The 22,829-nt window shown below is 71.4% G+C and carries 20 protein-coding genes; 12 read left to right on the forward strand and 8 right to left on the reverse strand.

Going from position 1 to position 22,829, the window contains the following annotated elements; all coding sequences use genetic code 11:
- The first annotated feature begins 229 nt into the window (after positions 1-229).
- On the forward strand, positions 230-1,927 hold the full coding sequence (locus RND61_RS13355; RefSeq protein WP_315878129.1) for a DUF885 domain-containing protein: 1,698 nt from the start codon (positions 230-232) through the stop codon (positions 1,925-1,927).
- Between the two features lie 15 nt (positions 1,928-1,942).
- Here RND61_RS13355 and RND61_RS13360 read toward each other — a convergent pair whose 3' ends face one another.
- The 5 genes from RND61_RS13360 to aroF all read right to left on the reverse strand — a co-directional run bounded on the left by RND61_RS13360 (position 1,943) and on the right by aroF (position 7,912).
- Positions 1,943-2,464: a rhodanese-like domain-containing protein gene (locus RND61_RS13360; RefSeq protein WP_315878130.1), complete on the reverse strand. Its 522-nt coding sequence runs from the start codon at positions 2,462-2,464 to the stop codon at positions 1,943-1,945.
- A gap of 663 nt (positions 2,465-3,127) precedes the next feature.
- Positions 3,128-4,180 (reverse strand): zinc-dependent alcohol dehydrogenase, encoded by a 1,053-nt coding sequence (locus RND61_RS13365; RefSeq protein ID WP_315878131.1) that lies wholly within the window; start codon positions 4,178-4,180, stop codon positions 3,128-3,130.
- 81 nt (positions 4,181-4,261) lie between these two features.
- Positions 4,262-5,740, reverse strand: a complete 1,479-nt coding sequence (locus RND61_RS13370) for an isochorismate synthase (protein ID WP_315878132.1) — start codon at positions 5,738-5,740, stop codon at positions 4,262-4,264.
- Positions 5,741-5,742: 2 nt separating this feature from the next.
- Entirely contained in the window at positions 5,743-6,840 is a 1,098-nt protein-coding gene (locus RND61_RS13375) for a phenazine biosynthesis protein (RefSeq protein ID WP_315878133.1), read from the reverse strand.
- Between the two features lie 16 nt (positions 6,841-6,856).
- Entirely contained in the window at positions 6,857-7,912 is a 1,056-nt protein-coding gene (gene aroF / locus RND61_RS13380) for a 3-deoxy-7-phosphoheptulonate synthase (protein ID WP_315878134.1), read from the reverse strand.
- Positions 7,913-8,151: 239 nt separating this feature from the next.
- Here aroF and RND61_RS13385 point away from each other — a divergent pair, with 239 nt between their 5' ends.
- The 8 genes from RND61_RS13385 (at position 8,152) to RND61_RS13420 (ending at position 16,923) form a co-directional block, all read left to right on the forward strand.
- A complete protein-coding gene (locus RND61_RS13385; protein ID WP_315878244.1) occupies positions 8,152-8,817 on the forward strand; it encodes a cyclase family protein in 666 nt (221 codons plus the stop codon).
- 59 nt (positions 8,818-8,876) lie between these two features.
- Positions 8,877-10,238 (forward strand): aldehyde dehydrogenase family protein, encoded by a 1,362-nt coding sequence (locus RND61_RS13390; protein WP_315878135.1) that lies wholly within the window; start codon positions 8,877-8,879, stop codon positions 10,236-10,238.
- Positions 10,235-10,975, forward strand: coding sequence for an SDR family NAD(P)-dependent oxidoreductase (locus tag RND61_RS13395; RefSeq protein WP_315878136.1), 741 nt, complete (start codon positions 10,235-10,237; stop codon positions 10,973-10,975). The genes RND61_RS13390 and RND61_RS13395 overlap by 4 nt, the downstream gene beginning before the upstream one ends.
- A gap of 48 nt (positions 10,976-11,023) precedes the next feature.
- Positions 11,024-12,760, forward strand: a complete 1,737-nt coding sequence (locus RND61_RS13400) for a carbamoyltransferase family protein (RefSeq protein ID WP_315878137.1) — start codon at positions 11,024-11,026, stop codon at positions 12,758-12,760.
- On the forward strand, positions 12,757-13,077 hold the full coding sequence (locus RND61_RS13405) for a hypothetical protein (RefSeq protein ID WP_315878138.1): 321 nt from the start codon (positions 12,757-12,759) through the stop codon (positions 13,075-13,077). The genes RND61_RS13400 and RND61_RS13405 overlap by 4 nt, the downstream gene beginning before the upstream one ends.
- Before the next feature lie 62 nt (positions 13,078-13,139).
- Complete coding sequence (locus RND61_RS13410) at positions 13,140-14,180, forward strand: hypothetical protein (RefSeq protein WP_315878139.1); 1,041 nt, start codon at positions 13,140-13,142, stop codon at positions 14,178-14,180.
- The gene (locus RND61_RS13415; protein ID WP_315878140.1) at positions 14,173-15,456 is read left to right on the forward strand and encodes an ATP-grasp domain-containing protein; all 1,284 of its coding nucleotides are present in this window, start codon (positions 14,173-14,175) and stop codon (positions 15,454-15,456) included. The genes RND61_RS13410 and RND61_RS13415 overlap by 8 nt, the downstream gene beginning before the upstream one ends.
- Positions 15,457-15,474: 18 nt before the next feature.
- Positions 15,475-16,923, forward strand: a complete 1,449-nt coding sequence (locus RND61_RS13420; RefSeq protein WP_315878141.1) for an amino acid permease — start codon at positions 15,475-15,477, stop codon at positions 16,921-16,923.
- A 52-nt stretch (positions 16,924-16,975) separates the two neighbouring features.
- Here the strand turns inward: RND61_RS13420 and RND61_RS13425 are convergent, their stop codons facing one another.
- Positions 16,976-17,527 (reverse strand): PadR family transcriptional regulator, encoded by a 552-nt coding sequence (locus RND61_RS13425; protein ID WP_315878142.1) that lies wholly within the window; start codon positions 17,525-17,527, stop codon positions 16,976-16,978.
- A 224-nt stretch (positions 17,528-17,751) separates the two neighbouring features.
- Here RND61_RS13425 and RND61_RS13430 point away from each other — a divergent pair, with 224 nt between their 5' ends.
- The 3 genes from RND61_RS13430 to RND61_RS13440 are packed head-to-tail and all read left to right on the forward strand — an operon-like array spanning position 17,752 to position 20,632.
- The gene (locus tag RND61_RS13430) at positions 17,752-18,729 is read left to right on the forward strand and encodes a zinc-binding dehydrogenase (protein ID WP_315878143.1); all 978 of its coding nucleotides are present in this window, start codon (positions 17,752-17,754) and stop codon (positions 18,727-18,729) included.
- A 16-nt stretch (positions 18,730-18,745) separates the two neighbouring features.
- Positions 18,746-20,140 (forward strand): MATE family efflux transporter, encoded by a 1,395-nt coding sequence (locus RND61_RS13435; protein WP_315878144.1) that lies wholly within the window; start codon positions 18,746-18,748, stop codon positions 20,138-20,140.
- A 27-nt stretch (positions 20,141-20,167) separates the two neighbouring features.
- On the forward strand, positions 20,168-20,632 hold the full coding sequence (locus RND61_RS13440; protein ID WP_315878145.1) for a helix-turn-helix domain-containing protein: 465 nt from the start codon (positions 20,168-20,170) through the stop codon (positions 20,630-20,632).
- 37 nt (positions 20,633-20,669) lie between these two features.
- On the opposite strand, the gene RND61_RS13445 is transcribed toward RND61_RS13440, so the two are convergent.
- A complete protein-coding gene (locus tag RND61_RS13445) occupies positions 20,670-21,875 on the reverse strand; it encodes an MAB_1171c family putative transporter (RefSeq protein WP_315878146.1) in 1,206 nt (401 codons plus the stop codon).
- Complete coding sequence (locus RND61_RS13450; RefSeq protein ID WP_391653397.1) at positions 21,876-22,283, reverse strand: CUE domain-containing protein; 408 nt, start codon at positions 22,281-22,283, stop codon at positions 21,876-21,878. It lies immediately after the preceding gene.
- Between the last annotated feature and the right edge of the window lie 546 nt (positions 22,284-22,829).

Genomic DNA, 22,829 nt, shown 5'->3' on the forward strand with positions numbered 1-22,829 from the left:
CCCCGCCCCCGGCGCGTCCGACCGGTCGGACGCTTCGCCACAGGTCGCGACAACCACCCGGCGCACATGGCGGTGGCACCCCGCGCCGGCCCGGGACCGGCACCGCGCGGGCCCCCGCGCCACCGCCGCGGACCGCGGGCCGGCGACGGTGTCCACAAGGCGCTCATTTGTCAGCCGACTGTGATCGAACGAGATGACGCCGGCATCGGCCGCGTACGAGGATGGGGCCATGCCAGACATCCCCCCCAGCAGCGCTCTTCCCCGCCAGGTGGCGGACGCCTTCGTGGACGCCCTCGTCGAACTCGACCCGGTCACCGGCACGTACCTGGGCGTACGGGAGAGCTACGCGCTCCTGCCCGACTTCTCCCCCGCCGGCCAGGAGGAACTCGCCTCCCTGGCCCGTGACACGCTCGCCCGGCTCGACAAGGCCGAACTGGTGCCGGGCGCCGACAGCGACGTGGAGCGCCGCTGCGGGCGGCTCCTGCGGGAGCGGCTCACCGCCGAACTGGCCGTCCACGAGGCGCAGGAGGGCCTGCGCACCGTCAGCAACCTCCGGTCCCCGGCGCACAGCGTGCGCATGGCGTTCACCGTGACGCCCACGGAGACGGAGGAGGACTGGGCGGCCGTCGCCGAGCGGCTGCGGGCCGTGCCGGCCGCGCTCGACGGGTACCGCGAGTCGCTGGCGCTCGGCCTGGAGCGGGGGCTGCCGGGCGGCCCGCGCGCGACGGCGACGTTCGTCGACCAGCTCACCGCGTGGTCCGGCGGCGGCACGGGGGGCCGGAGCGGCTGGTTCGAGGAGTTCGCCGCGGCCGGGCCCTCCGCGCTGCGCGTGGAGCTGGACACGGCGGCGCGCGGCGCGACCGCGGCCGTCGCGGAGCTGCGCGACTGGATGCGCGACGTGTACGCGCCGGCCGTGGCGGGCGCCCCGGACACGGTGGGCCGCGAGCGGTACGCCCGCTGGTCGCGCTACCACAACGGCACCGACTTCGACCTGGACGAGGCGTACGCGTACGGCTGGGACGAGTACCACCGCATCCTCGGTGAGATGCGGAAGGAGGCCGCCCGGATCCTCCCCGGCGCCGGCCCCTGGGAGGCGCTGGCCCACCTCGACGAGCACGGGACCCACATCGAGGGCGTCGAGGAGACCCGCGTCTGGCTGCAGGGGCTGATGGACGAGGCGATCGACGCCCTCGACGGGACGCACTTCGAACTCGCCGACCGGGTACGGCGCGTCGAGTCGCGCATCGCGCCCCCCGGCAGCGCCGCCGCCCCGTACTACACGGGCCCCTCCGAGGACTTCTCCCGCCCCGGCCGGACCTGGCTGCCCGTCAACGGCGAGACGCGCTTCCCGGTGTACGACCTGGTGTCGACGTGGTACCACGAGGGCGTGCCGGGCCACCACCTCCAGTTGGCGCAGTGGGCGCACGTCGCGGACCGGCTCTCCCGCTACCAGGCGACCGTCGGGATGGTGAGCGCCAACGCGGAGGGCTGGGCGCTGTACGCGGAGCGGCTCATGGACGAGCTGGGCTTCCTGCCCGACCCGGAGCGGCGCCTGGGCTACCTGGACGCGCAGATGATGCGGGCGTGCCGGGTGATCGTGGACATCGGCATGCACCTCGGCCTGGGGATCCCGGCGCACTCGCCGTTCCGGCCGGGCGAGCGGTGGACGCCGGAGCTGGCGCAGGACTTCTTCCAGCGGCACAGCAGCCGCCCGCCGGCGTACGTGGAGAGCGAGATGGTCCGCTACCTGTCGATGCCGGCGCAGGCCATCGGGTACAAGCTGGGCGAGCGGGCCTGGCTGCTGGGCCGGGAGAACGCCCGCAAGGCGCACGGTGCCGCGTTCGACGCGAAGAAGTGGCACATGGCGGCGCTCTCCCAGGGCCCGCTCGGCCTGGACGACCTCGTCGACGAGCTGTCCCGGCTCTGAGGCCCGCCCGCGTGGTCAGCAGCCGCAGTCGCCGGCGGCGACGGGCGCGGTGAGGGGGTCGGCGTCCCGGCTGCGCCGGCCCTCCCACGTCTCGTACGGGAACCCCTCGCGGACCCAGTACTCGAAGCCGCCGAGCATCTCCTTGACCCGGTAGCCGAGTTCGGCGAGGGCGAGGGCGGCGCGGGCCCCGCCGTTGCAGCCGGGGCCCCAGCAGTAGGTGACGACCGGGACGGCCTTGTCGAGCAGTCGCTCGGCCTGCTCGGGGATGAGCGCGGTCGGCAGGTGGACGGCGCCGGGGACGTGCCCCTGGTCCCACGCCTCGGTGGAGCGGGAGTCGAGGACGACGAACCCGGGGTCGCCGTCCTCGGCGAGGGCGGCGGCGACGTCGGAGGGGTCGGTGTGGAACGCCAGGCTCGCGGCGAAGTAGGCGGCGGCCGCCGCGGGCGCGGCGGGCGGCACGCGCAGCACGGGGTGGGCGGCGCGGGTGGCCGCGGCGGGGGTCGTCGGGGCCGTGGCGTTCTCGGGGTTCGTGTTCATGCGGAGAATCTACGGCTGATGATCATTTCGGTGAAGTGGTGATCCCCGGCCGTTCCCCCGTCCTGCCGGGAAACCCCCTCTGTTCCCCGTCCGTGTGACGGGACTCTCGCCGGACACCCCCGGCCGGCGCGTCCTCCGGGCCCCGCGGCAGCCCCCGTGACAGGCCCTGCGACCGGCCCGCTTCGAAGGCCGCGCCTGGAGGGACCGGCATCGCTCCGTCGCCCGGGGTCCGCCCGCCGCCCGCGCCTTCCGCGCCCCGCGACGACCGGTGCGGGATCCGGAAGGCACGGCACAGGAACGAGCCCCCGCCGGACCGTCCGCGGCCCGCGGGCGCACCTCACCACCCGGACCGGCGCCTGCCCCACCTGCCACCACGACGTCCCCGCGCCCGTACGAATCCGACCGAGCCCCACCGGCACCGACCCGGCGGCCGTGGATCCCTCCGACGGAACCGGCGCGGGCACGCGGACGGCCCGAGCCGCTCGCCGCCGAAAGGACGGCGAGCGGCTCGGGGCGCGAGGAGGGGCCGGGCGCATCGCCGGGCCTTCTTCCTCCGGCCGCGGGGAGAGGCAGCCGCGGCTCTCGTACGCCGCCCGCCCCGCGCCCTTCACCCGTCGTGCGCAGCGGGGACTCCGGACCCGCCCGGCCGTTCCCCGAGTGGGGTCAGGGCTTGACGACCACCTTCCCGGCGGCGTCACCGGCCGCCATGCGCATCAGCCCGGCCGGCACGACGTCCTCCAGGCCGATGACCGCGTCGAGCGACGTGGAGGCGATCTGCGGATGGTCGTCGAGCAAGGCGAGCGCCTCCGGCAGATCCTGGTCACAGATGTGCACCTTCGACGTCGACATCCGGATCTCGTCGAGGACGAGCCTGGTCAGGTCCAGGGGCGACGGGTCGCGGTGCAGGCCGACCAGCCGGATGTGGCCGCCGCGGCTCACCGCTCTCATCGCGGTTCCGAGGCCCTGGGGGACGCCGGAGGTCTCGATGACGACGTCCGCGCCGTCGCCGCGGGTGGCCCGCCGGATCGCGGTGGCGGCGTCCTGCCGGGACGCGTCGATGAGGAGGGAACAGCCGCTCCGCCCGGCGATCTCCAGGCGTGCCGTCGAGACGTCGACGCCGATGGTCTCGATGCCCCACGCGGTGCAGGCGGCCACGACCAGCGAGCCGATGCCGCCCAGCCCGATCACCGCGACCCTCGTACCCGGTTCGGCCCCGGTGCCCCGTACCGCGTGCAGGGCGACGGCGAGCGGCTGGGCCATGATGGCGACGTCCGCCGGGCAGTTCCCGACGGAACGGCTGATGCGCGCGGGCACGTTCACCCGCTGGGCGAGACCGCCGTCCACGTGCAACCCCACCGTGTAGTACCCGGCGCAGAGGTTGGTCCGTCCCGCGCGGCACCACCGGCACGTCCCGCAGGAGACGCCGGAACCCGGCACGACCACGTCGCCGACGGCCAACCCGGTGACCTCCGCGCCGACTTCCACCACCCGCCCGACCATCTCGTGGCCGATGACCAGCGGGCCGACGTGGCCGCTGGCGGGGTGCGGGGCGGTGAGGGGGATCAAGTGCGGCCCCGTGGCGAACTCGTCCGCGTCGGTCCCGCAGATGCTGGCCCGCAGGACCTCCAGTTGGATCTCGTGTGCCGCCGGCGGCGGTGGATCGGGCCATTCCTGCACGCGGACGTCGCGTTGCCCGTGGTACACGGCAGCTAGCATCGGTCTGCTCTCTCTCGGGTTCGGGGAAGCTACGGTGGGCCCGACCGCGCCCGGCCGGTGGGGGAAGGCAGGCGCCGGAGGTCACTCCAACCCGAGGGCCTGGCGCATCGGGCGCAGCTTCGCGAGCGTCTCCTCGTACTCTTCCTGCGGGTCGGAATCGGCGACGATGCCGCAGCCCGCGTAAAGGGAGGCGGTGTTGTCGCGGACCAGCGCGCAGCGTATGGCGACGGCGAACTCGCCCTGCCCTGAGGTGTCGGTCCAGCCGATGGTGCCTCCGTACCACCCGCGTTCGAGGCCCTCGTTCTGCTTGAGCCAGCCGAGGGACTCCTCGCGCGGGTGTCCGCCGAGTGCGGGCGTGGGATGGAGGCGTTCGACGAAGTGCAGGATCCCCAGGCCGGGCCGGATGCCGCGCCCCTCCACCACCGTGGCCAGGTGCTGGACGTTCGCCAGTTTGAGCACGGTCGGCCCGCTTCCCGCTTCGACGTGCGCGCACGTGGGGTGCAGGGCGTCGACGAGCACGCGCACCACGACGTCGTGTTCGTGCTGGATCTTGGCGCTGTCCGTCAACTGCTTCTCGAGTTCGGCGTCGAGTCCGGCTGTCGCACCGCGGGGGGCGGTGCCCGCGAGACCGAGGGCGTGCACGTTCCCGCCGCTCAGGCGCACCAGGTATTCGGGGGTGGCACCGATGAAGGTGCGCGCGCCGTGTCCGACGGCGAACAGCGTGGCATCGGGGTAGGTGCGGCGCAGCCTCTCCAGCGCCGCCGGAAGGTCGAAGGGCACGTCAGTGGTCACCGTGACCTCGCGGGCGAGGACCACCTTCTCGAAAGCGCCGCTTCGGATGCGGTCGACGGCTTGCCCGACCAGGTCCTTCCACTGCTCGGCCGGCGGCAGGTCACGGAAGGCCGGAGACGTGCGGGACGGTGGCGGTGTGCCGTCGGCGCGGGTGGCGGTTTCCTCGGGCACGCATTGCTCGGCCAAGTGGACCAGGGACTTGGCGGTCTGCTCGGGGTCGTCGTCCGGGTGGACGACGGCGTTGAGGCGCAGTTCCGCCATCGGGTACAGGGCGGCGGAGCCGCGCACCTGCAGGGCCGGCACCCACATCAGTGCTTCGGGCAACGGAGTGGCCGGCGACTCCGCCGCGGCGGCGGCGTCCGCGGCGGCGAAGGAGAAGCCGCCGACCAGGAGGGGGCCCTGGCCGGTGGGCAGGTCGTCACCGGGGTGTCCGCCGGTCACCGAGTCGTGGAGCAGTCGCTCCCAGGACTTCCGGGTCGCCGGGATGCGGCTGTCGCCGTGGGCCGTCAGATCGTGCGCCGTGCCGAGCGCGACGAGCGAGCCGCGGTCCCATGCCGACTGCCACAGCAGGGACCTGTCGGTATGGACGCGGCCGTGGCTCCACAGGGCGATGGGGTCGACGTGGCGCAACCGCGTGGCCCAACTGGCGAGAACGGGGCGCCGCTGTCGCCGTGCGGCCCGTGCGGCGCGCCGGCACACGTCGAGGAGGTCGTCCTGGGAGGCGTGCCCGAGCAGGGGCAGGGCGGTGGCCCCGGACAGAGCGGGCACGGTCAGTACACCCCTTCCACGACGGAGGAGGTGGCTTCCGTGGCCAGCGGCCGGACATCGGCCACGCCGTCCTGCGGGTAGGCGGCCGTGGGCTCGATGCGCAGCGCCGAGTCGCGCTCCAGCGTCCACGGCAGCAGCAGGTCCCGGGAGAGCAGGCTGATCCTCGCCTGCCCCCGCTCGCCGTAGGCCACCTCCCGGGTGGTGTCCTGCGGGTCCACCAGCCGTACGCGGCTGAAGGGGTGGTACGGGACGAAGACGCACCGTTCCCCGCCGTCGTCCGGGGTTCTGGGCCGCTGGGGGGCTATGCCCATCATGGTGTTGCCGTAGAGGCCGACCACCGCCGCGTCGGGGAAGACCTCGGTCTCCAGGAGGTGGAGCGTCTCGGCACCGATGCTCGTGCCGGCCCAGATGATGCCGCGGACGCGGCTGCGGACCAGGTCGAGTACCTCGTCGCGGGCGGCGATGGCCTCCAGGACCGGTGGCGTGGCGAAGAGGACGGCGACGGGCTGGGTGCGCAGGATGTCGAGGGCCTGGTCGAGGATGTGCTGGACGTAGCGGACCACGTCGTCGGCCTGCCGCTGCTTCGCCCGCTGCTTGACCCAGCGCGGGTCGAAGTCGATGTAGTGGCAGAAGGTCCGGCGCATGTGGGCGAGCAGACCTATCGAACGGCCCACGATGTGCGGTCCGGTGGGCCCGATGTGCAGCCAGTGGCCGGCGCCCTCACCGGGTACGCCGTGCTCTTCGAGGACCGTGCTCACCCAGTGGACGCCGGCGCGCCGGGAGTGCGACTCCACGATGCGCTTGGGCCGGCCGGTGGTGCCCCCGCTGTCGAAGACCTGGAAGTCCCACGCGGACCGGTCGATGCCCGCGGGCACCAGGGCGTCGACGGGAACGTCCCGCCACTCCTCGCTGACGTCGGGGAAGCGGTCGAGGTCGGCCCAGGTCCGGATGTCGCGCAGCGGGTCGAAGGGGAGCTCCGCGGCCCGTTTGACCCAGAACGGTGATCCGGTGGAGGGGGAGAAGTGCCACTCCATCGCGGCCTGGACGAAGTCGTCCGGGGAGAGATCGGCGGTGAACGGCTCGAACGTGTCCTTGGACATCCTCTGCCTCCGGGGGTCAGACCTGGGTCAGGTAGGGGGAACGCGGCTGGGCGAGAGTGCGCCCGACGGCTTCCACGACCGGCTTGAGCTGCTCCATGAGGTCGGCGAACTGGGCACCGTCGAGTGCCTGGGCCCCGTCGCACAGGGCGGCTCGCGCATCGGTGTGGACATCGATCAGCAGGCCGTCCGCGCCGCAGGCGGCGGCGGCCAGGGACATGGGCCGGACGAGGTGCGGACGGCCCGTGCCGTGGCTGGGGTCGACGACCACCGGCAGGTGGGTGAGGCGTTTCGCCTCGGCGACCGCGCTCAGGTCCAGCGTGAAACGCGTGCTGCGCTCGTAGGAGCGGATGCCCCGCTCGCACAGCACCACGTCCCCGTTGCCCATGTGCATGAGGTACTCGGCGGCGAGCAGCCACTCCTCGACGGTGGCCGCCATGCCGCGCTTCAGCAGGACCGCCCGGCCGGACTTGCCGGCCTCGCGCAGCAGGGTGAAGTTCTGCATGTTGCGCGCGCCGATCTGGAGCATGTCGCTCTCTTCGGCGACCCGTTCCACGTCCTCGGGCGTGACGACCTCGGTGACCACGGGCAGACCGGTGCGGCTGCGCTGCTCGGCCAGCAGTGCCAGGCCCGCGACTCCCAGTCCCTGGAAGCTGTAGGGCGAGGTGCGCGGCTTGAACGCGCCACCCCGCAGCATCGCGGCACCGCCGGCCACCACGGCATCCACGACGGTTGTCATCTGTTGTTGGTTTTCCACCGCACATGGACCGGCGATCACCACGAATCCCCTGCCGCCGATGACCGGCCCGTCCGCCCCGGCCACGGCCACTCGGGTGTCCTGCGGCAAGAAGTGGCGGCTGGTCAGTCTCTGCGGACCGGGGGGCAGCACCACGCGGTCGACACCGCCCGCGGCTTGCACGGCGGACGCCAGTTCACGGGTTCCGGGCTCCTCCGCGACCAGTACCGTGGCGCTCCCTGCCGCCCCGAACACGGGGTGCAAGCCGTTTTCCCTGAGTAGCGTGCCCACCTTTTCGGCTTGGTCCTGCGTTGCCTCTCGGCTCATCACCACAATCATGGATGCCTTCCATGGGGCTGTCTGCGCGGGCTGTCCGGCGCTGCTCACAGGGGGAGCGGAGAGCGGGGGACGATCCCGCGCCGCGCCTCGACAGGGCTCTTGCGAACGGGCCGATCCTCCATCGCCGAACCAGGCGTGTCAATGGGGGTTGTCAACTCACGTTAATGGTGCTCAAATCGCTGTGCCCCTCCGGCCGGGGAACGGCCGGCACGCACCGCCTATGGGAGGCGCAAGTGAAGATGATCGACATCAGCCAGGGTTGGTACGACGGGATGCCCTCGTACGATGCGCCCTGGTACCCGAAGTTCGGCGTGCGGCGGGCCATGAGCCCCGAGACCGACCCGTCGAAGACCGGGCGCACCTTCTCCGACCTGCAGCTCTTCCCGCACAACGGCTCCCACGTGGAGTCCGGTTTCCACTTCTACGAGGACCGCGAGAAGATCGACGAGGTCCCGCTGGAGACGTTCGTCGGCCGGGTCTGCATCGCCGATCTCTCGCACAAGCGCGATCTCGAACCGGTCACCGGCGAGGACCTGGACAAGGCGCTGCACGAGGTGTGGCAGCCGGGGGACCGCCTGCTGATCCGCACCGACCACCCCAACCGCTACCTGGGGCGCGAGGACTACTGGGACAACCCGCCCTACCTCACCGTGTCCGCCGCCGACTGGGCGGCGGACAACAACGCGGTGCTCGTCGGCATGGACTGCATCACCGAACGCCCCGACGACCGCAGCGGCCAGGTGCACCGGCGGCTGCTCGCGGCCGGCATCCCGATTCTGGAGAACATCCAGAACCTCGACCAGATCAGCGTGCCCGTCGCCCACCTCATGGCGCTCCCCATCAAGATCGCCGGTGTCGAGGCGGCTCCGGTGCGAGCGGTCGTCTTCGAGGGCTGGCCCGTCTGACGGGTGTCCGTGTGCTGAGCCCCGGTCGGTGACGGCCCGCATCGGAGGAAATGACTGACGTGTTGTCCATACCCCTAGTTCGCCAAGGCGTTGAGAGCACTTCGCGCGACACGCACGTGCTGCACTCCGTCACCGGAGCGGCCCTGGCGACCGTCCACGAGGCCCCTCCCCTGTTGACCCGGCTGACCGCCAAGGCCATGCACGCGGTTCCGGAGCCCGACGCCGAGGAACTGGCCTCGGTGCTGGCCGAGGCGGGCCGGATCTTCGCCACGGAGACGATCGCGGGGCAGACCCCCGAGGACTACTGCCGACAGCAGTCCCTGGCCTCCGGGGTACCCATCGGCGTCCCGGTCCGCACGCTGGCCCGGCTGGAGCACGAGTGCGGGCTGCTGCCCGATGTGGTCGGCGAGCAACGGCCCGTCGGCGCCGCCCCGGGCCGACCGGCCCGCTGGGTCCGGCGGGGTTCCCTGCTCGGCGTGATCGCGCCGAGCAACCACCCGACCACCCACCTCGGTTGGCTGAAGGCCGTCGCCCTGGGCTACGGCGTCGCGGTGCGTCCGGGCGCACGCGATCCGATCACGCCCCTGCGGCTGGTCAGGGCGCTGCTCCAGGCCGGGCTCCCCGCCCGTCTGCTGAGCCTGCTGCCCGGCTCGCACTCCGCTGCCGACACGCTCATCACCGCCGCGGACCTGGCGCTGGTGTACGGCGGCGAGGCCATGGTGGCCCGGCTGCGCGGCGACAGCCGCGTCCTGGTCCACGGGCCCGGCCGCAGCAAGATCCTCGTGGACGCCCCCGTCGACGACGGCCTCCTCGACCACCTCGTGGGGGAGATCGCCGAGGACGGCGGGGTCCGCTGCACCAACACCAGCGTCGTCCTCACCTCGGGCGACCACCGCGCGCTCGCCGCCGCGCTGGCCGAGCGGCTGGCGGCACTGCCCGTACTGCCGGTGACCGATCCGGACGCCGCCCTGCCGGCCCGGCGGCTCAAGGAGGCCCTGGCCCTGCGGCAGGCGCTCGCCGCTGCCGCCGACGGCGCACCGGACCTGACGGAGGCGTACTACGACGGTGACCCGACACCGCTCGTCGACGGCGACGCGGCCGCACTGCGGCCCGCCGTGGTGTGCGTGGACCGGTCCGACCACCCCGGTCTGCGCACCGAACTCCCCTTCCCCTGCGTCTGGGTGGCGCCGTGGCGCGCGGCCGAGGGGGTCGCGCCGCTGCGCGACTCGCTGGCCGTGACGCTGATCGGCACGGATCCGGCCCTGGCGGAGGAGGCACTGCGGACGCCGTCGATCCACACGGTCGTCCACGGGCGCGTCCCCGGCTGGTGGCGCGATCCGTACCTGCCTCACGAGGGCTACATCGGCCAGTTCCTGAAGGTGGTACGCGGCTACGCGGTACCGGGCGAGGAGAGCGCATGACACTCCAGGGCAAACGCATCGTGGTCACCGGGGCCTCCGGGGACCTCGGCAGGGCCATGGCCCGCAGGTTCCTCCAGCTCGGTGCCGACCTCGCCCTCCAGTACCGCAGCGGCTCCGCCGCCCTCGACCCGGTCCTCGAAACGGCACGGGAGGCGGGTCGTGAAGCGTTCGCGGTCGCGGCGGACCTCTCGGAGCCGGACGGCCCCGAACGGCTGGCGGCCGAGGTCCTGCGGCGGTGGCCGTCGGTGGACGGGCTGGTGAACAACGCCGGCGGGTCGCGGCCGGAGCCGTTCGAGACGATCAGCCTGGAGGCTTGGGAGCAGGCCCTGCGGCTCAATCTGACCGCCCCGTTCCGGCTGATCCAGCTACTGCTGCCGGCACTGCGCGAGGACGGCGGCTCGGTCGTGAACGTATCCAGCGTCGCCGCCCTGACCGGCGGCGCGTTCGGGCCGCAGTACGCCGCGAGCAAGGCCGGCCTGATCGGGCTGACCCGTAGCGCCGCCCGGGACCTCGGGGTCCACGGCGTCCGGGTGAACGCCCTCGCGCCCGGGCCGGTGGATTCGCTGATGACCTCCTCGCTGGACGGCCCGGTCCTCGACGGCATCATCCGCACCACCGCCATGCGCCGGCTGGTCGACCCCCTGGAGGTCGCGGACGCCGCCGCCTTCTTGCTGGGCCCCGGGACGGCGGTGACCGGACAGACCCTCGTCGTGGACGCCGGACGCCACTTCATCTGACGGTCCATCGGAAACTCTCGGCATCGCCAACGATATGGAGACTGTGACATGTACGTACTCGGCATCAACCTGAGCCACGACCGTGCCGCATGCCTGCTGCGGGACGGACGGATCGTGGCGGCGGTCGAAGAGGAGCGACTGGACCGGCTCAAGCACTCCGAGGGCTTCATCATCCACGGGCACTTCGAGAAGCTGTCGAAGGTCCTGCCGATGAAGGCGATCACCTACTGCCTGGACGCGGCCGGCATCGGCATCGACGACGTGGACGTGGTCGTCGGCAACCGGCCGCTGGGCGACGAGGCCCGCGAACGGATCCTGCGGGAGCTGCCGATCCGCGACAAGAGCAAGGTCCACAGCCTGCCGATGCCGTCGCACCACCTCACCCACGCCTACGCCGGCTACCTCGCCTCCCCCTTCGACGAGGCGGCGGTCCTGGTCGTGGACGGCGTGGGCAGCAAGGTGCCGGGAACCGGGCGCATCGAGAAGCACACCATCTTCGACGGCGACGGCACCTCGTTGCGGCGGGTTCACGCCGAGACCTTCCCGGAGGACTGGAGCGAGGTGGGGCTCGGGCTCTTCTACAGCTTCTTCTCCGCGAAGCTCGGATTCGTCACCCGCTGGGGCCACCCCACCTTCGGCGACTTCGGTTGCGGCGGCTACACCGAGGCCGGCAAGACCATGGGACTGGCTCCCTACGGCCGGCCCCGGCCCGAATGGCAGCGGCTGCTCACCGTCAAGGAGGGCAACGTGGTGATTCGTACGGAGGACATGGAGAAGGCGTGGGACTCCTGGTACGCCTCCGACGGTGACGGCTACGACGCCAAGCAGAAGGGCTCCTGGCAGCACCAGTTCGCCAAGGACGTCGCCTACAAGATCCAGGCCGAGACCGAGGAGGCGATGCTGGAGCTCGCCCGGTACGCCCACGAGGTGACCGGCCGGAGCAAGCTCTGCCTCACCGGCGGCGTCGCCCTCAACTCCGTCGCCAACCAGCGGATCGTCGCCGAGGGCCCCTTCGACGAGGTCTACATCCTGCCGCCGGCCGGTGACGCGGGTACCGCGATCGGTGCCGCCTACTACGGGTACTACTCGATCGCGGGTGGTACCGAGCGGCACCCCGTGCGCTCGGGATCGACCGGTCGCCACTACTCGGACCAGGAGATCGAGCAGGCCGTGCGGGCGGCCGGCGAGAAGGTCGAGTCGCGCCGGGCCACGGTCGCCGAGGTCGCCGCGCTCCTCGCCGAGCACCGTCTGGTCGGCTGGTTCCAGGGCGGTTCGGAGATCGGTCCGCGGGCCCTCGGCCACCGCAGCATGCTCGCCGATCCGCGCCACCCCGAGGTGCGCGACTACCTGAACGAGGTCGTCAAGCACCGCGAGGTCTTCCGGCCGTTCGCGCCCTCGGTCCTGGGCGAGGAAGCGGACGCGTGGTTCGAGATGCACGGGGACAGCCCGTTCATGCTGCTCGTGCCCGAGGTCCGGGAGGGCCTCCGGACGCAGGTTCCGGCCATCACCCACGTGGACGGCACGGCGCGGGTGCAGACCGTCGAGCCGGACGTCAACCCGCGCTACCACGAGCTGATCTCGCACTTCGCCGAGCTCACCGGGGTGCCGCTGGTGCTGAACACCTCGTACAACGACGCCGGTGAGCCCATCGTGGAGACGCCCGCGGACGCCGTCAGGACGTTCCTGAACACCGAGCTCGACCACCTCTACATCGGCGATCTGCTGCTGACCAAGCCGGGCCGTGAGCTCCCGGAGCGGCACCCGAGTCGGCGGCCCCTGGCATGAGGGCGCCGCAGGGCCGGTCCGCCGCGACCAAGCGCCTGCTCGACCAGGTGCTCGACGAGCTGCTCGACGCGGTCGACCGGCGCGATCCCCTGGACTCGGCCATCGTCTCGGCGGTCGAAGGAGCCGCGCTGATCGCGCAGGCGGCCGAGGAGGCCGGGCTGGACGCGGACGACGGCGGGGACGAGGCCGTGGAGCTGGCGAGGGAGGCCCTCGGCGCGATGCGGGCCTCCGTGATCGCCACCACCGTGTCGGTACGGGCCCTGGCGGACCGGCGGCGGGAGCGGGCGGTCGCCGGGTCCGCCGGCCGCAGAGGGTGAAGCACGAGACGGCACACCGGCCGACGGTCCCGTTGGTACGACGCGAAGGAGGCTCCTCCCCCATGGCCTCGAAGGCCCTCGCACCGAACGTGTGCCACGACGCTCCGCCCCGGCAGAACGTCCCCGTGGCGGACGGCCGCCCGACCCTCCTCCTGGTGGGTGACGAGAGCGACGACCACGGCGGCTGGACCCGGCACCGCATCGAACGCCGCTACCGTCTGCTGTCCGTGCCCGCGGGGGGCGGCGGGCAGGCCGTCGTCCCGTCCGGCGCGAGGGGCGTCGTCACCTTTCAGGAGGCCGCCGCGGACCGGGCGCTCTCCCTCGCGGAGGGTGCCGGTCTGCCCACGGCGGCCCTGTGGACGGTCGTGCGCCGCCGGGCCGCGGCCACCCGCGGGGACACGCCGTCCACACCGTTCGGGGGGTCCGCTCCCGGCACCGCGCTGACGGCCGTGGTCGTCAGCGCGGTCGTGGACGGCGTGCCCTCCCCCCTGTTCGTGGCGCGTCCGGAGGGGGAAGCCGGGGACAGCGGTTACGTGGTGGAGGCCGCCGATCCGCTGCTGCGCCACGGGGGCGTCGCCGGGGCGGTCCGCGCCGCGCACCGGGAACCCGGCGTCCGCGGCGGCCTCACCGCCACCGAGGTCCACGTGGCCGGGCGGGGCGCCGGCAGGCAGGCCGCGTACTCGCGCGTCTTCGGTCTGCTCGGCACGGACCCCCTGCTGCGCGCCGGCTCACTCGCCACGGGGATCGACTGCCCGATGGTCTGGGCCGACCTCGCCGCGGGAGCCGAACCCGATCCCACCCCGCGCCGGAACGGCGCTGCCGCAGTGCGCTTCACCGGTTCGGAACCTGAACACCCCTTCGCTGCGGCAGACTTGGACGTCCATGAGCTGCCGGGCGGCATCTGGGAGATCCACCCCATCGCGGCGGGGAACAGCGCCGGCGAACGGGGCCCCGCCTCCCGGGTGCTTTTCGCCGTCGCGGTCGGTGAGGACGCGGTGGCCTGCCGGCGTGCTCTCGACCTCGCCTCCGGCACTCTGCGGCTGCGGCACCGCCCCCGGCCCACGGACACCGACGAACGGAACCAACGGAGAACTCATGCCTGAATCCCGCGTACTGCTGATGATCGCGGCCTCCCAGAACCCGGACCTGCTGCGCACCCCGCACGAGATGGGCCTGGAAGTGGTGCTCGCCGCCGCGACGCCCCCGGCGGACGACAGCCTCTACGACGTCCACCTGGCCGTGGACGAGTTCGACGAAGAGGCGGTGCTCGCCGCGGTCCGCGGCCACCTCGCGCGCGACGGCCGCGTCGACGCCGTGGCCACCTTCCACGAGGGCTCCCTGCACGTGGCGGCCCGGGTCGCGGCCGAACTGGGCCTGCCGGGCAACTCGCCGGAGGCGGTGCGCGCCATGCGCGACAAGTTCCTGACCGGGCAGCGGCTCACGGAGGCCAAGGTGCCCACCCCCGGAACCCGGGTGGCCACCACCTTCGCCGAAGCCCAGGAGGCCGCGGCCGAACTGGGCTTCCCCCTGGTCCTCAAGCCGCAGGCCAGCGCGTCCAGTCAGGGCGTGACCAAGGTGTCGGACGAGACGGAGCTGAAGGCGGCGTTCGACAACATCACCGGGCTCTTCGAACCCGACGCCTTCCACGACGGCGCGTACTCCGTTCCCAACGTCGCCCATATCTACGCCTATCCGCAGGCGGACGGCGTGCTGATACAGGAGTACGTATCGGGCGAGGAGTTCGCCGTGGACCTCGTGTACGGAGGCGGTGAGTACCGCCTGCTGGCCATTCACGACAAGCCGTACCCCTTCGCGGAACCGCACTTCATCGAGGGCGCGTACGCCACTCCGTCGGCCCTGTCACGAGACGAGCAGGCCCTGCTGCTCGACACCGCCGTCGCCGCGCTGAAGGCACTGGGCGCGACGGTCGGCGGAGCCCATGTGGAACTGCGGCTCACCGACGGGGGCCCGAAGATCATCGAGGTGAACGGGCGTCTGGGCGGCACCACCGCCTTCGTCCAGGAGTCGATCCGGGAATCGACCGGCGTGTGGGGCCCCCGTGAGTACCTGCGGGCGGTGCTCGGGGAGCCGCTGGACTTCACCGCCAAGGAGCAGCCGACCCCCGCCGGGTTCTCGCCGCTGCTGGCCGACCGCAGCGGGGAGATCGCCGGTTTCACGGGCGTCGAGGAGGTCATGGAGATCCCGGGTGTGATCGGGGTGCGCTGGATGGCCAAGCCGGGTGACCACGTGGTCATCAAGTACCCGGAGAACCCGGTCTCCTGCTTCGCGTTGATCCTCGCTCGGGGCGAGAGCCGCGAGCAGGTCCTCTCGGCGCTGGAGGGCGCCGAGAAGGTGCTCAAACCCGTCTACACCGACTGACCCCGGGAGCCCACAGCGATGACGAGTCAGACAGATGGACCGCGTACGGACACGGACGTCCTCGGCGACGAGCCGGTCGACGCGACGGCCCGGGCCGCGCGCACGCCGGACGCGGAGCTCTCCGCCCCGCTGCGGCAGCGGCACCTGACGATGATCGGCCTCGGAGGGGCGATCGGCTCCGGGCTCTTCGTGGGCTCCGGAGCCGGTATCGCCGTGGCCGGGCCCGGCATCCTCATCAGCTTCGTGCTGGCCGGTCTGCTGTCCGTGCTCGTCATGCGGATGATGGGCGAGCTGTCGGTGGCCCTGCCGTCCGCGGGCTCGTTCTCCTCCCACGCCGAGCGGGCCTGGGGCGGCTGGGCGGGGTTCACCGTCGGGTGGCTCTACTGGTGCATGATCGTCGTGGTCGTGGCCATCGAGGCCACGGGCGCGGCCGTGATCGTGCACGGGTGGGTGCCGGCCGTGGACACCTGGGCGTGGGTCCTCCTCTTCATGGCCGTCTTCACGGTGGCCAACGTGGTGGCGGTCGGCACCTTCGGCGAGTTCGAGTTCTGGTTCGCGGCCCTCAAGGTCGCCGCGATCGTCGCGTTCCTCGTGCTGGGCGCCGCGGCGGTCATGGGGTGGCTGCCCGGTGGGAAGGCCATCGGACTGTCCCACCTGACGGGCCACGGCGGGTTCCTCCCGCACGGCTGGCACGGGGTGCTGTCGGGACTGCTCGTCGTGGTCTTCTCGTTCGGCGGCATGGAGGTCGTCACCTTCGCGGCGGCGGAGACCAAGGATCCCGCCCGCGGGCTGAGCAGGGCCATGCGCAGCGTCGTGTGGCGGCTGATGTTGTTCTACGTCGGCTCCGTGACCGTCATCGTGACCGTGCTCCCGTGGAACGACAGCCGGGTGGGCCAGAGCCCGTTCGTCGCGGTGCTGGACCGGGTGGGCGTGCCCGGCGCCGCCCAGCTCATGAACGTCGTGCTGCTGGTCGCGCTGCTCTCGGCCCTCAACGCCAACCTCTACGCCGCCTCGCGCATGGTCTACTCCCTCGCCGAGCGGCGGGCGGCCCCGGGCGTGCTGGGCAGGCTCTCCCGCAACGGCGTGCCGCGCCTGGCCGTACTCGCCTCCGTGGCCTTCGGGTTCGTCTCGGTGCTGCTGAACTTCCAGTGGCCCGACAGCGTGTTCCTCTGGATGCTCAACTCCGTGGGAGCGATCGCGCTGGTGGTCTGGATGGCCGTGGCGGCGACGCAACTGCGCCTGCGCGCCGTACTGGAGCGCACGGCGCCGGAACGGCTCACGGTACGGGTCTGGGGCTACCCCGCCCTGACGGTGCTGGCGCTGCTCGCGATGGGGATCGTCCTCGTGCTGCTCGCCGCCGACCGGGGCACCCGCCCCCAGGTGGTGGGCACGGGGATCCTGACCGCCGTGGTCCTCGCCGTCGGGGTGCTGCGGCAGCGGCGCCGGTCGGCGTCCCGAGCGGACTGAGCCCAGCGCGACGGGGGTGCGGACGGCCGACCGCGTGCGCACCCCCGCCCCTTCACGAGCGCGGCTCGACGGCCGCGTCCGCTCCGCGCAGTTCTTCGAGCATCTCGCTCAACCAGGCGCGCTCCGCCCGCTGCGCCGCCCTGGCCATGATCAGCATTCCCCGGCGGTAACGGTCCTCTTCCTCCTTGATGCGCACCGGCGCGCCGGATCGGGTGAAGAAGCTGCCCGGCCTGGCCAGGAAGTCCAGTCGCCGTTGCAGGACGGCCGCCTGCCGCTCGGGATCCGGCACCTGGCTGAGGAAGGCCAGCAGGGTGAAGAAGGATCCGCCGTCGGTGATCTCGGTCTCCTTCGGCTCGCTCAGCCGGCGCAGCAGCTCCGCCCGGCCCGCGGGCGTGATCCGCAGGACCTGCCGCAGCGGGGCGCTGTCGCCCGGTTCGGCCCGGCGTTCCACGTGCCCGGCCTTGCGCAGCCTGGCGATGGCCGGATACAGCGCCCCGTCGCTCAGCGGCCGGTTGTGGCCGATCAGATCCGAAATGCGGCGACGCAACTCGTAGGCGTGCAGGGGGCGTTCTGCCAGAAAGCCGAGGATCGAGAGGGTCAGCACGGTCTTCCTTCCCTGTCTGGGCGCCCTGTCTGGGCGACGGGCGGCGTGTCGTTCGGTGGACGTTGAGCGAAAGTCTCGACTACCTCTATTAGAGTGACACGAATCGAGTTAGTCTGCCTTCACCGCCAGGCCGGGAACGACGGAGCCGCCCCGCCCGCGGCTGGGAAGAGAAGGCGCGGGAAGAGAGAGGGGCGTGTGTGTCCGGCTGCACGACGATGCGAGCGATGGTGGTGGAGCACCCCGGTGGCCCCGACGTGCTCCACGAACGCGAACTCCCCCGTCCGGAGCCGCGGGACGGCTGGACGCTCGTCCGCGTGATGGCGTTCGGACTGAACCGTTCGGAGCTGTTCACACGCCGCGGGCTCTCGCCCACCGTGCGGTTTCCCCGCGTTCTGGGCATCGAGTGCGTCGGGGTCGTGGAGTCCTCCTCCGACCCGGACCTGCTCGCGGGCACCACGGTCGCGGCCGCCATGGGCGGCATGGGACGGCAGTTCGACGGCAGCTACGCCCAGTACGCCCTGCTGCCCACGGCCCAGCTCATGCCCGTGACCTCGCGCCTGCCGTGGCACGTCCTCGCGGCCGTCCCGGAGTCCTTCCTCACCGCCTACGGCTCCCTGGAGGCCCTGGAGCCGCGACCCGGTCACCGGCTCCTGATCCGCGCCGCCACCTCCTCCGTCGGCATGGCGGCCCTCGCCCTCGCAGCGGAGCGGGGCGTGGAGGTGACGGCCACGACGCGCGATCCCGGCAAGGCACCGAAACTGCTCCGGCACGGCGCCGACCACGTCCTGGTCGACCGGGGCGGCGGCCTTGGCGAGGGCGTCCGCGCCATCTGGCCCGACGGCGCCGACCGGGTACTGGACCTGGTCGGCGGTGTCACGGTCCTCGACTCCCTGCGCCTGCTGGCGCCCGGCGGCCGGGTGTGCAACTCGGGTATCGTCTCCGACGACTGGATCATCCCCCGGTTCGAGCCGCTGGAGGACATCCCCTCCGGAGCCACACTGACGACCTTCTCCAGCAGTTCCGTCAACAGCGGCGACTGGGCGCGGCGGGCCCTTCAGGAGCATCTCCACGCAATCGACGAGGGTGGCCGCCGGGTCCTGGTCGACCGCGTCTTCCCGCTCGCCGAAGTCGCAGCCGCCCACCACCACATGGAAGCCAACCGAGCCGTCGGAAAGGTCGTGGCCGTTGTCCAGCACTCCTGACAACCGGGAGACACCCGTGGAAGGCGGACCGCTCAGCCCGGTCGCCACCCGTCGAGCGTTATTGGGGCTGGGCGTGCCGGTCTACCTGGAACTGCTCTCCGGGGTGGTCGCCGGCATCATCGACACCGTCTGGGTGGCCCGTCTCGGAGAGGCGGCGGTGGGTGCCGTGGCCATCGCCAGCACGTTGGAGAACGTGCTGCTCGGTGTCATCCTCATGGCCAACGTCGGGACGACGGTACTGATCGCGGACGCCATCGGAGGCGGCAGGCGGTCGGAACTGCCGGTGGCGATCCGGGCGGCCGGGGTCCTCTGGCTGGTCATCACGCCCGTCGTCGCCGTGGGCGGATTCCTGCTCCGCGACCAGGTGGCACAGTTGCTGGTGGGCAGCGGCGGTGGGGAGGTGCACCGGCTGGCGGTCGACTTCTTCGCCATCGCCTTCCCCGGCATGGCGGTCTTCTTCGCCCAGAACGTCGTCGACGGCATCTTCAAGGGCACCGGGGACACCCGGACGCCGATGCGGATGGCGATCCTCGCCAACGCCTGCATCCTCGTCCTGGACCCGCTGCTGATCTACGGCGTCGGCGGCCTGCCGGAGATGGGCGTCCAAGGTGCCGCGCTCGGCATGATGCTGGGCCGGGCGGTCGCCCTCGGCGTGAGCCTCGTACTGCTGCGGCGCAAGCGCCTCGGCGACACCGGTGGCGAGACCACCGCCCTGCGCTGGACCGCCGCGCTGCGTCGCATCCTGGGCGTCGGGCTGCCGGTGTCCGGGGACTTCGTACTCCGCATGGGCATCAGCGCCACGCTCGTGGGCATCGTCGCCAGGTTCGGCGAGGACCCGCTCGCCGCCTACGGCATCGGCATCAAGCTGATCCTCTTCGTCACCATGGCCTTCTACGCCTTTCGCCAGGCCGGCAGCATCCTCGCCGCCCGCGCCCGGGGAGCCGGGCAGAACGCGGACCGGGTCATCGGGCGGCAGAGCCTGTTGCTCGCCACGGCGGTGGGTGCCGGCGCCGGACTGGTCCTCGCACTCGGCGGACGAGTGGTCATGGGCTTCTTCAGCAAGGAGTCGTCAGTCGTCGACTCGGGTGAAATCCTGCTCTGGTACCTCCTGCCGTACCTGATCCTGCTCGCCGGGGTGGTCGGACTGGGTGGCGTGTTCATGGGCAGCGGGCAGGCCCGATCGCTGTTCTGGGTCACCGTGCTCGGGGCGTGTGTGCAGCTTCCGCTAGCCTATGCGCTGAGTTCTCTGTCGGCCCTCGACGTACAAGGCGTGTGGCTGTCCATGATCATAGGTACGGCGGCCCAGTACGTCATGACGGTCCTGCTCTTTCGGCGCCTGGTGGGAGCGGACGAGTCCGTCATGGACAGGCGTGGCCGAGCCGAGCCGCGGGTAGCTAAAGTTGACAACTGACAGGGACGCGAAAGGGGAAGGGGGGCCATGACTGAGGCGAGCGATCACAGGGACGAAGTGACTTCAAAGCCGAGAAGCCTCGCGGAGAAGCTCGAACACTTGCTCACCGTCACAGCACCCTCCGGACAGCGTCCCCCTTCCAATGAGGAAGTCGCGACGGCGATCAATATCGCCGCGGGCGAGAAGACGATCAGCGCGACCTACGTCTGGCAATTGCGCACGGGCCGCAAGACGAATCCCACGATGCGCCACTTGGAGGCGCTCGCGCAGTACTGCGGGGTCAGCGCGGCCTACTTCCTCGACGAGGACGAATCGCGGAAGATCGATGACCAGTTGAGCCTGCTGGAAGCCCTGAAGCAATCCGACGCGCGTGACATCGCCCTGCGGTCGACGGGACTGTCCGAGTCCAGCCGGCAGGCGCTGCACAGCATGATCGACCAGTTGCGGAAGCTGGAGGGCCTGTCGGACGACGAGCCCGGCACCGGCCTGTAAGGGCGCGCCCGCCGGAGAGGACGCAACCGCGAGGAGGTCATCCCTGCCGGAATCCCGTCGTAGGAGCCCCGACGCGCTCGTCCAGCGCCTGGAAGGCCCGCGACACCCGGATCAGGGTGGCGATCTCCTGGCGGAGGCCGAGGTCGGGCGTCCGCTGACGGACCGACCGCCCCTGCTGTGACGCGTCGGCCCGCTGCAGCGCGCCGAGGTCGGCCCGCAGCGCCGAGCGCAGCACCACCGCCTCGCACAGGGCTTCATGGGGTAACCCCTGCGCCTGGTCCAGACGGTGCAGGGCGATCGGGTCCGCCGCCTGGCGGAGCATCAGCTCGGCGTCCCTGATCTCGATGACGCGACGGTACAAGTGGTAGTCGAGCGGCCTGGGCGGAATCCACGCGAAACGACGGGCGGACGGGTTCTCCAGGGCGATGGCGGGTGCCGCCCTGTACACCGCCTGCCACAGCGGAGCGAGCTGCAGATAGCTGCGATAGCCGTCGAGCCAGCGACCGATCATCTCCAGCCTCGGACCCCACAAGGGGATCGTCCAGCCGACGATCTGCATCAGTGTCCCCGTGTCTGCAATGAGCCAGAAGAGGGATTTCCAGGGGCCTACGATCGCTGTGGTGTGGAGGGCGGCAATCTGCCAGTAACGGACACCGCAATAGACCAGAATGAGCGCTGAACCGCCGGCGACGAGCCACATTCCGAGGCGCAGCCAGAATTCGGGTATGGTCCGCGCGTACCGGAAGGCGAAGACGACCGTCTGGAACCTCCCCGCGGCACAGACGGCCAAATAGTAAGTGAAGTAGAGGGCGTACCCCGGGTCCTGCAGGTTGAGGTAAATCGCCTCCTGGGCGTTGGCCTCCTTGTGCGGATGAACGGAGACGAAGAACAGAACGAGTACGGCTATTGCCACACCGAATCCGGCCGCGAGCCACCGTGTGGCACGCTTCGCCTCCAGCGGCGGGAGCGTCAGATTGACCACGGTGATTTGCTGTGCGGCGGTGAGGATGACCACCGAGACCTGGACGACGATGGTGGTGGCGTTCGGGAAACCAAGTAAGGCGGTGAAATGCCCCCGAAAGACGTCCAGGTCGACAAAATAGGCGATCGAGTTGAACAGGAAGTAGGCGCACAGGGCCGACAGCGCCAGATTCCTCGGGTTCGAAAGAAGCGCCGGGAGCCGGTACAGCAACGCCGCCAGGGTCGCGATCGCACAGGCCCACGAGAAAAGGGTGTAGAGCATTCACCGCACCGCGTTGGCCTGAGCCGACTGGTCCATCGCGATGGCCGCCCTGAGCCGCGAGATGACCTCGCCGTCCGTGGAGTGCAGGGGCGGAGTGGCCTCGCTGGACTGCCGGCCCCGGGCGAGGAGCAGGGAGGCCATCATCTCCGCTTCCTGCTCATTGCTGTCGGAGTACCTGGTGCGCAGCAGCACGCGCCGTACGACCTCGGGCGCGATGTCGGGGAAGAGCTGCCGGAGCACGCCGTTCTCCGCGTTGTCCACCGCCTGGTGCCCGCAGAGGATGTGGGCGAGCTCATGGGCGATGATGTGCTCCTGGTGGGCGCGCGTGGTGCGGGCCTCATAAATAACGAAGTCGCCCATGTTGGTGGATATCCACATGCCGTTCACCGAATAGCCCGGTATCGCCATGGGGATGAGGTGTATGGATTTGCCGCGCAGTGCACTGAGCCTGGCCCGAAGGGAGAGGACGTCTCTTTCCTCCTCTCCGTGCATGGTGGAGAGTTTCGCTTCGCACGCTCGTCGCAGACGCTTGAAGTAGCGGGAATTCTTCGGCGTGTACGTCGTCACTTGCTGGTCACCGACTTCTGCTGATGCTTGCACTCTATTTCCGAAGTGATAACTGCGAGTTCACACCTCGTGCGGAAATTCGCGCACATGAGTATCGAGTCACGCATGACGAGCAAGTGTCCCCCTTTATGTGCCCAGCCAGTTGCGGTGTGCCATCGAGCGACCCTACCCGCTGCGGGGGTACTGAACCAGACAGGGTGGAGGTTTGGGAACCTCTTTAAGTATCTCGTCCGCCCCTTCGAGCATCTAGTCTTGATATCTACTTGACTCAGCTCGTGGCCGTGTCGGCCTTCCGGGGTCGTGCGGGCGCGGAAGCAACCGAGAAGTCGCCGTTCTGCGGCATTGAGGGCTTTTCGGGCGCGCCTTCGGGCCTACGGGCCGCTCCAC

Source organism: Streptomyces tamarix (assembly GCF_032423885.1).
In the GTDB taxonomy this organism is placed as follows: Bacteria; Actinomycetota; Actinomycetes; order Streptomycetales; family Streptomycetaceae; genus Streptomyces; species Streptomyces tamarix.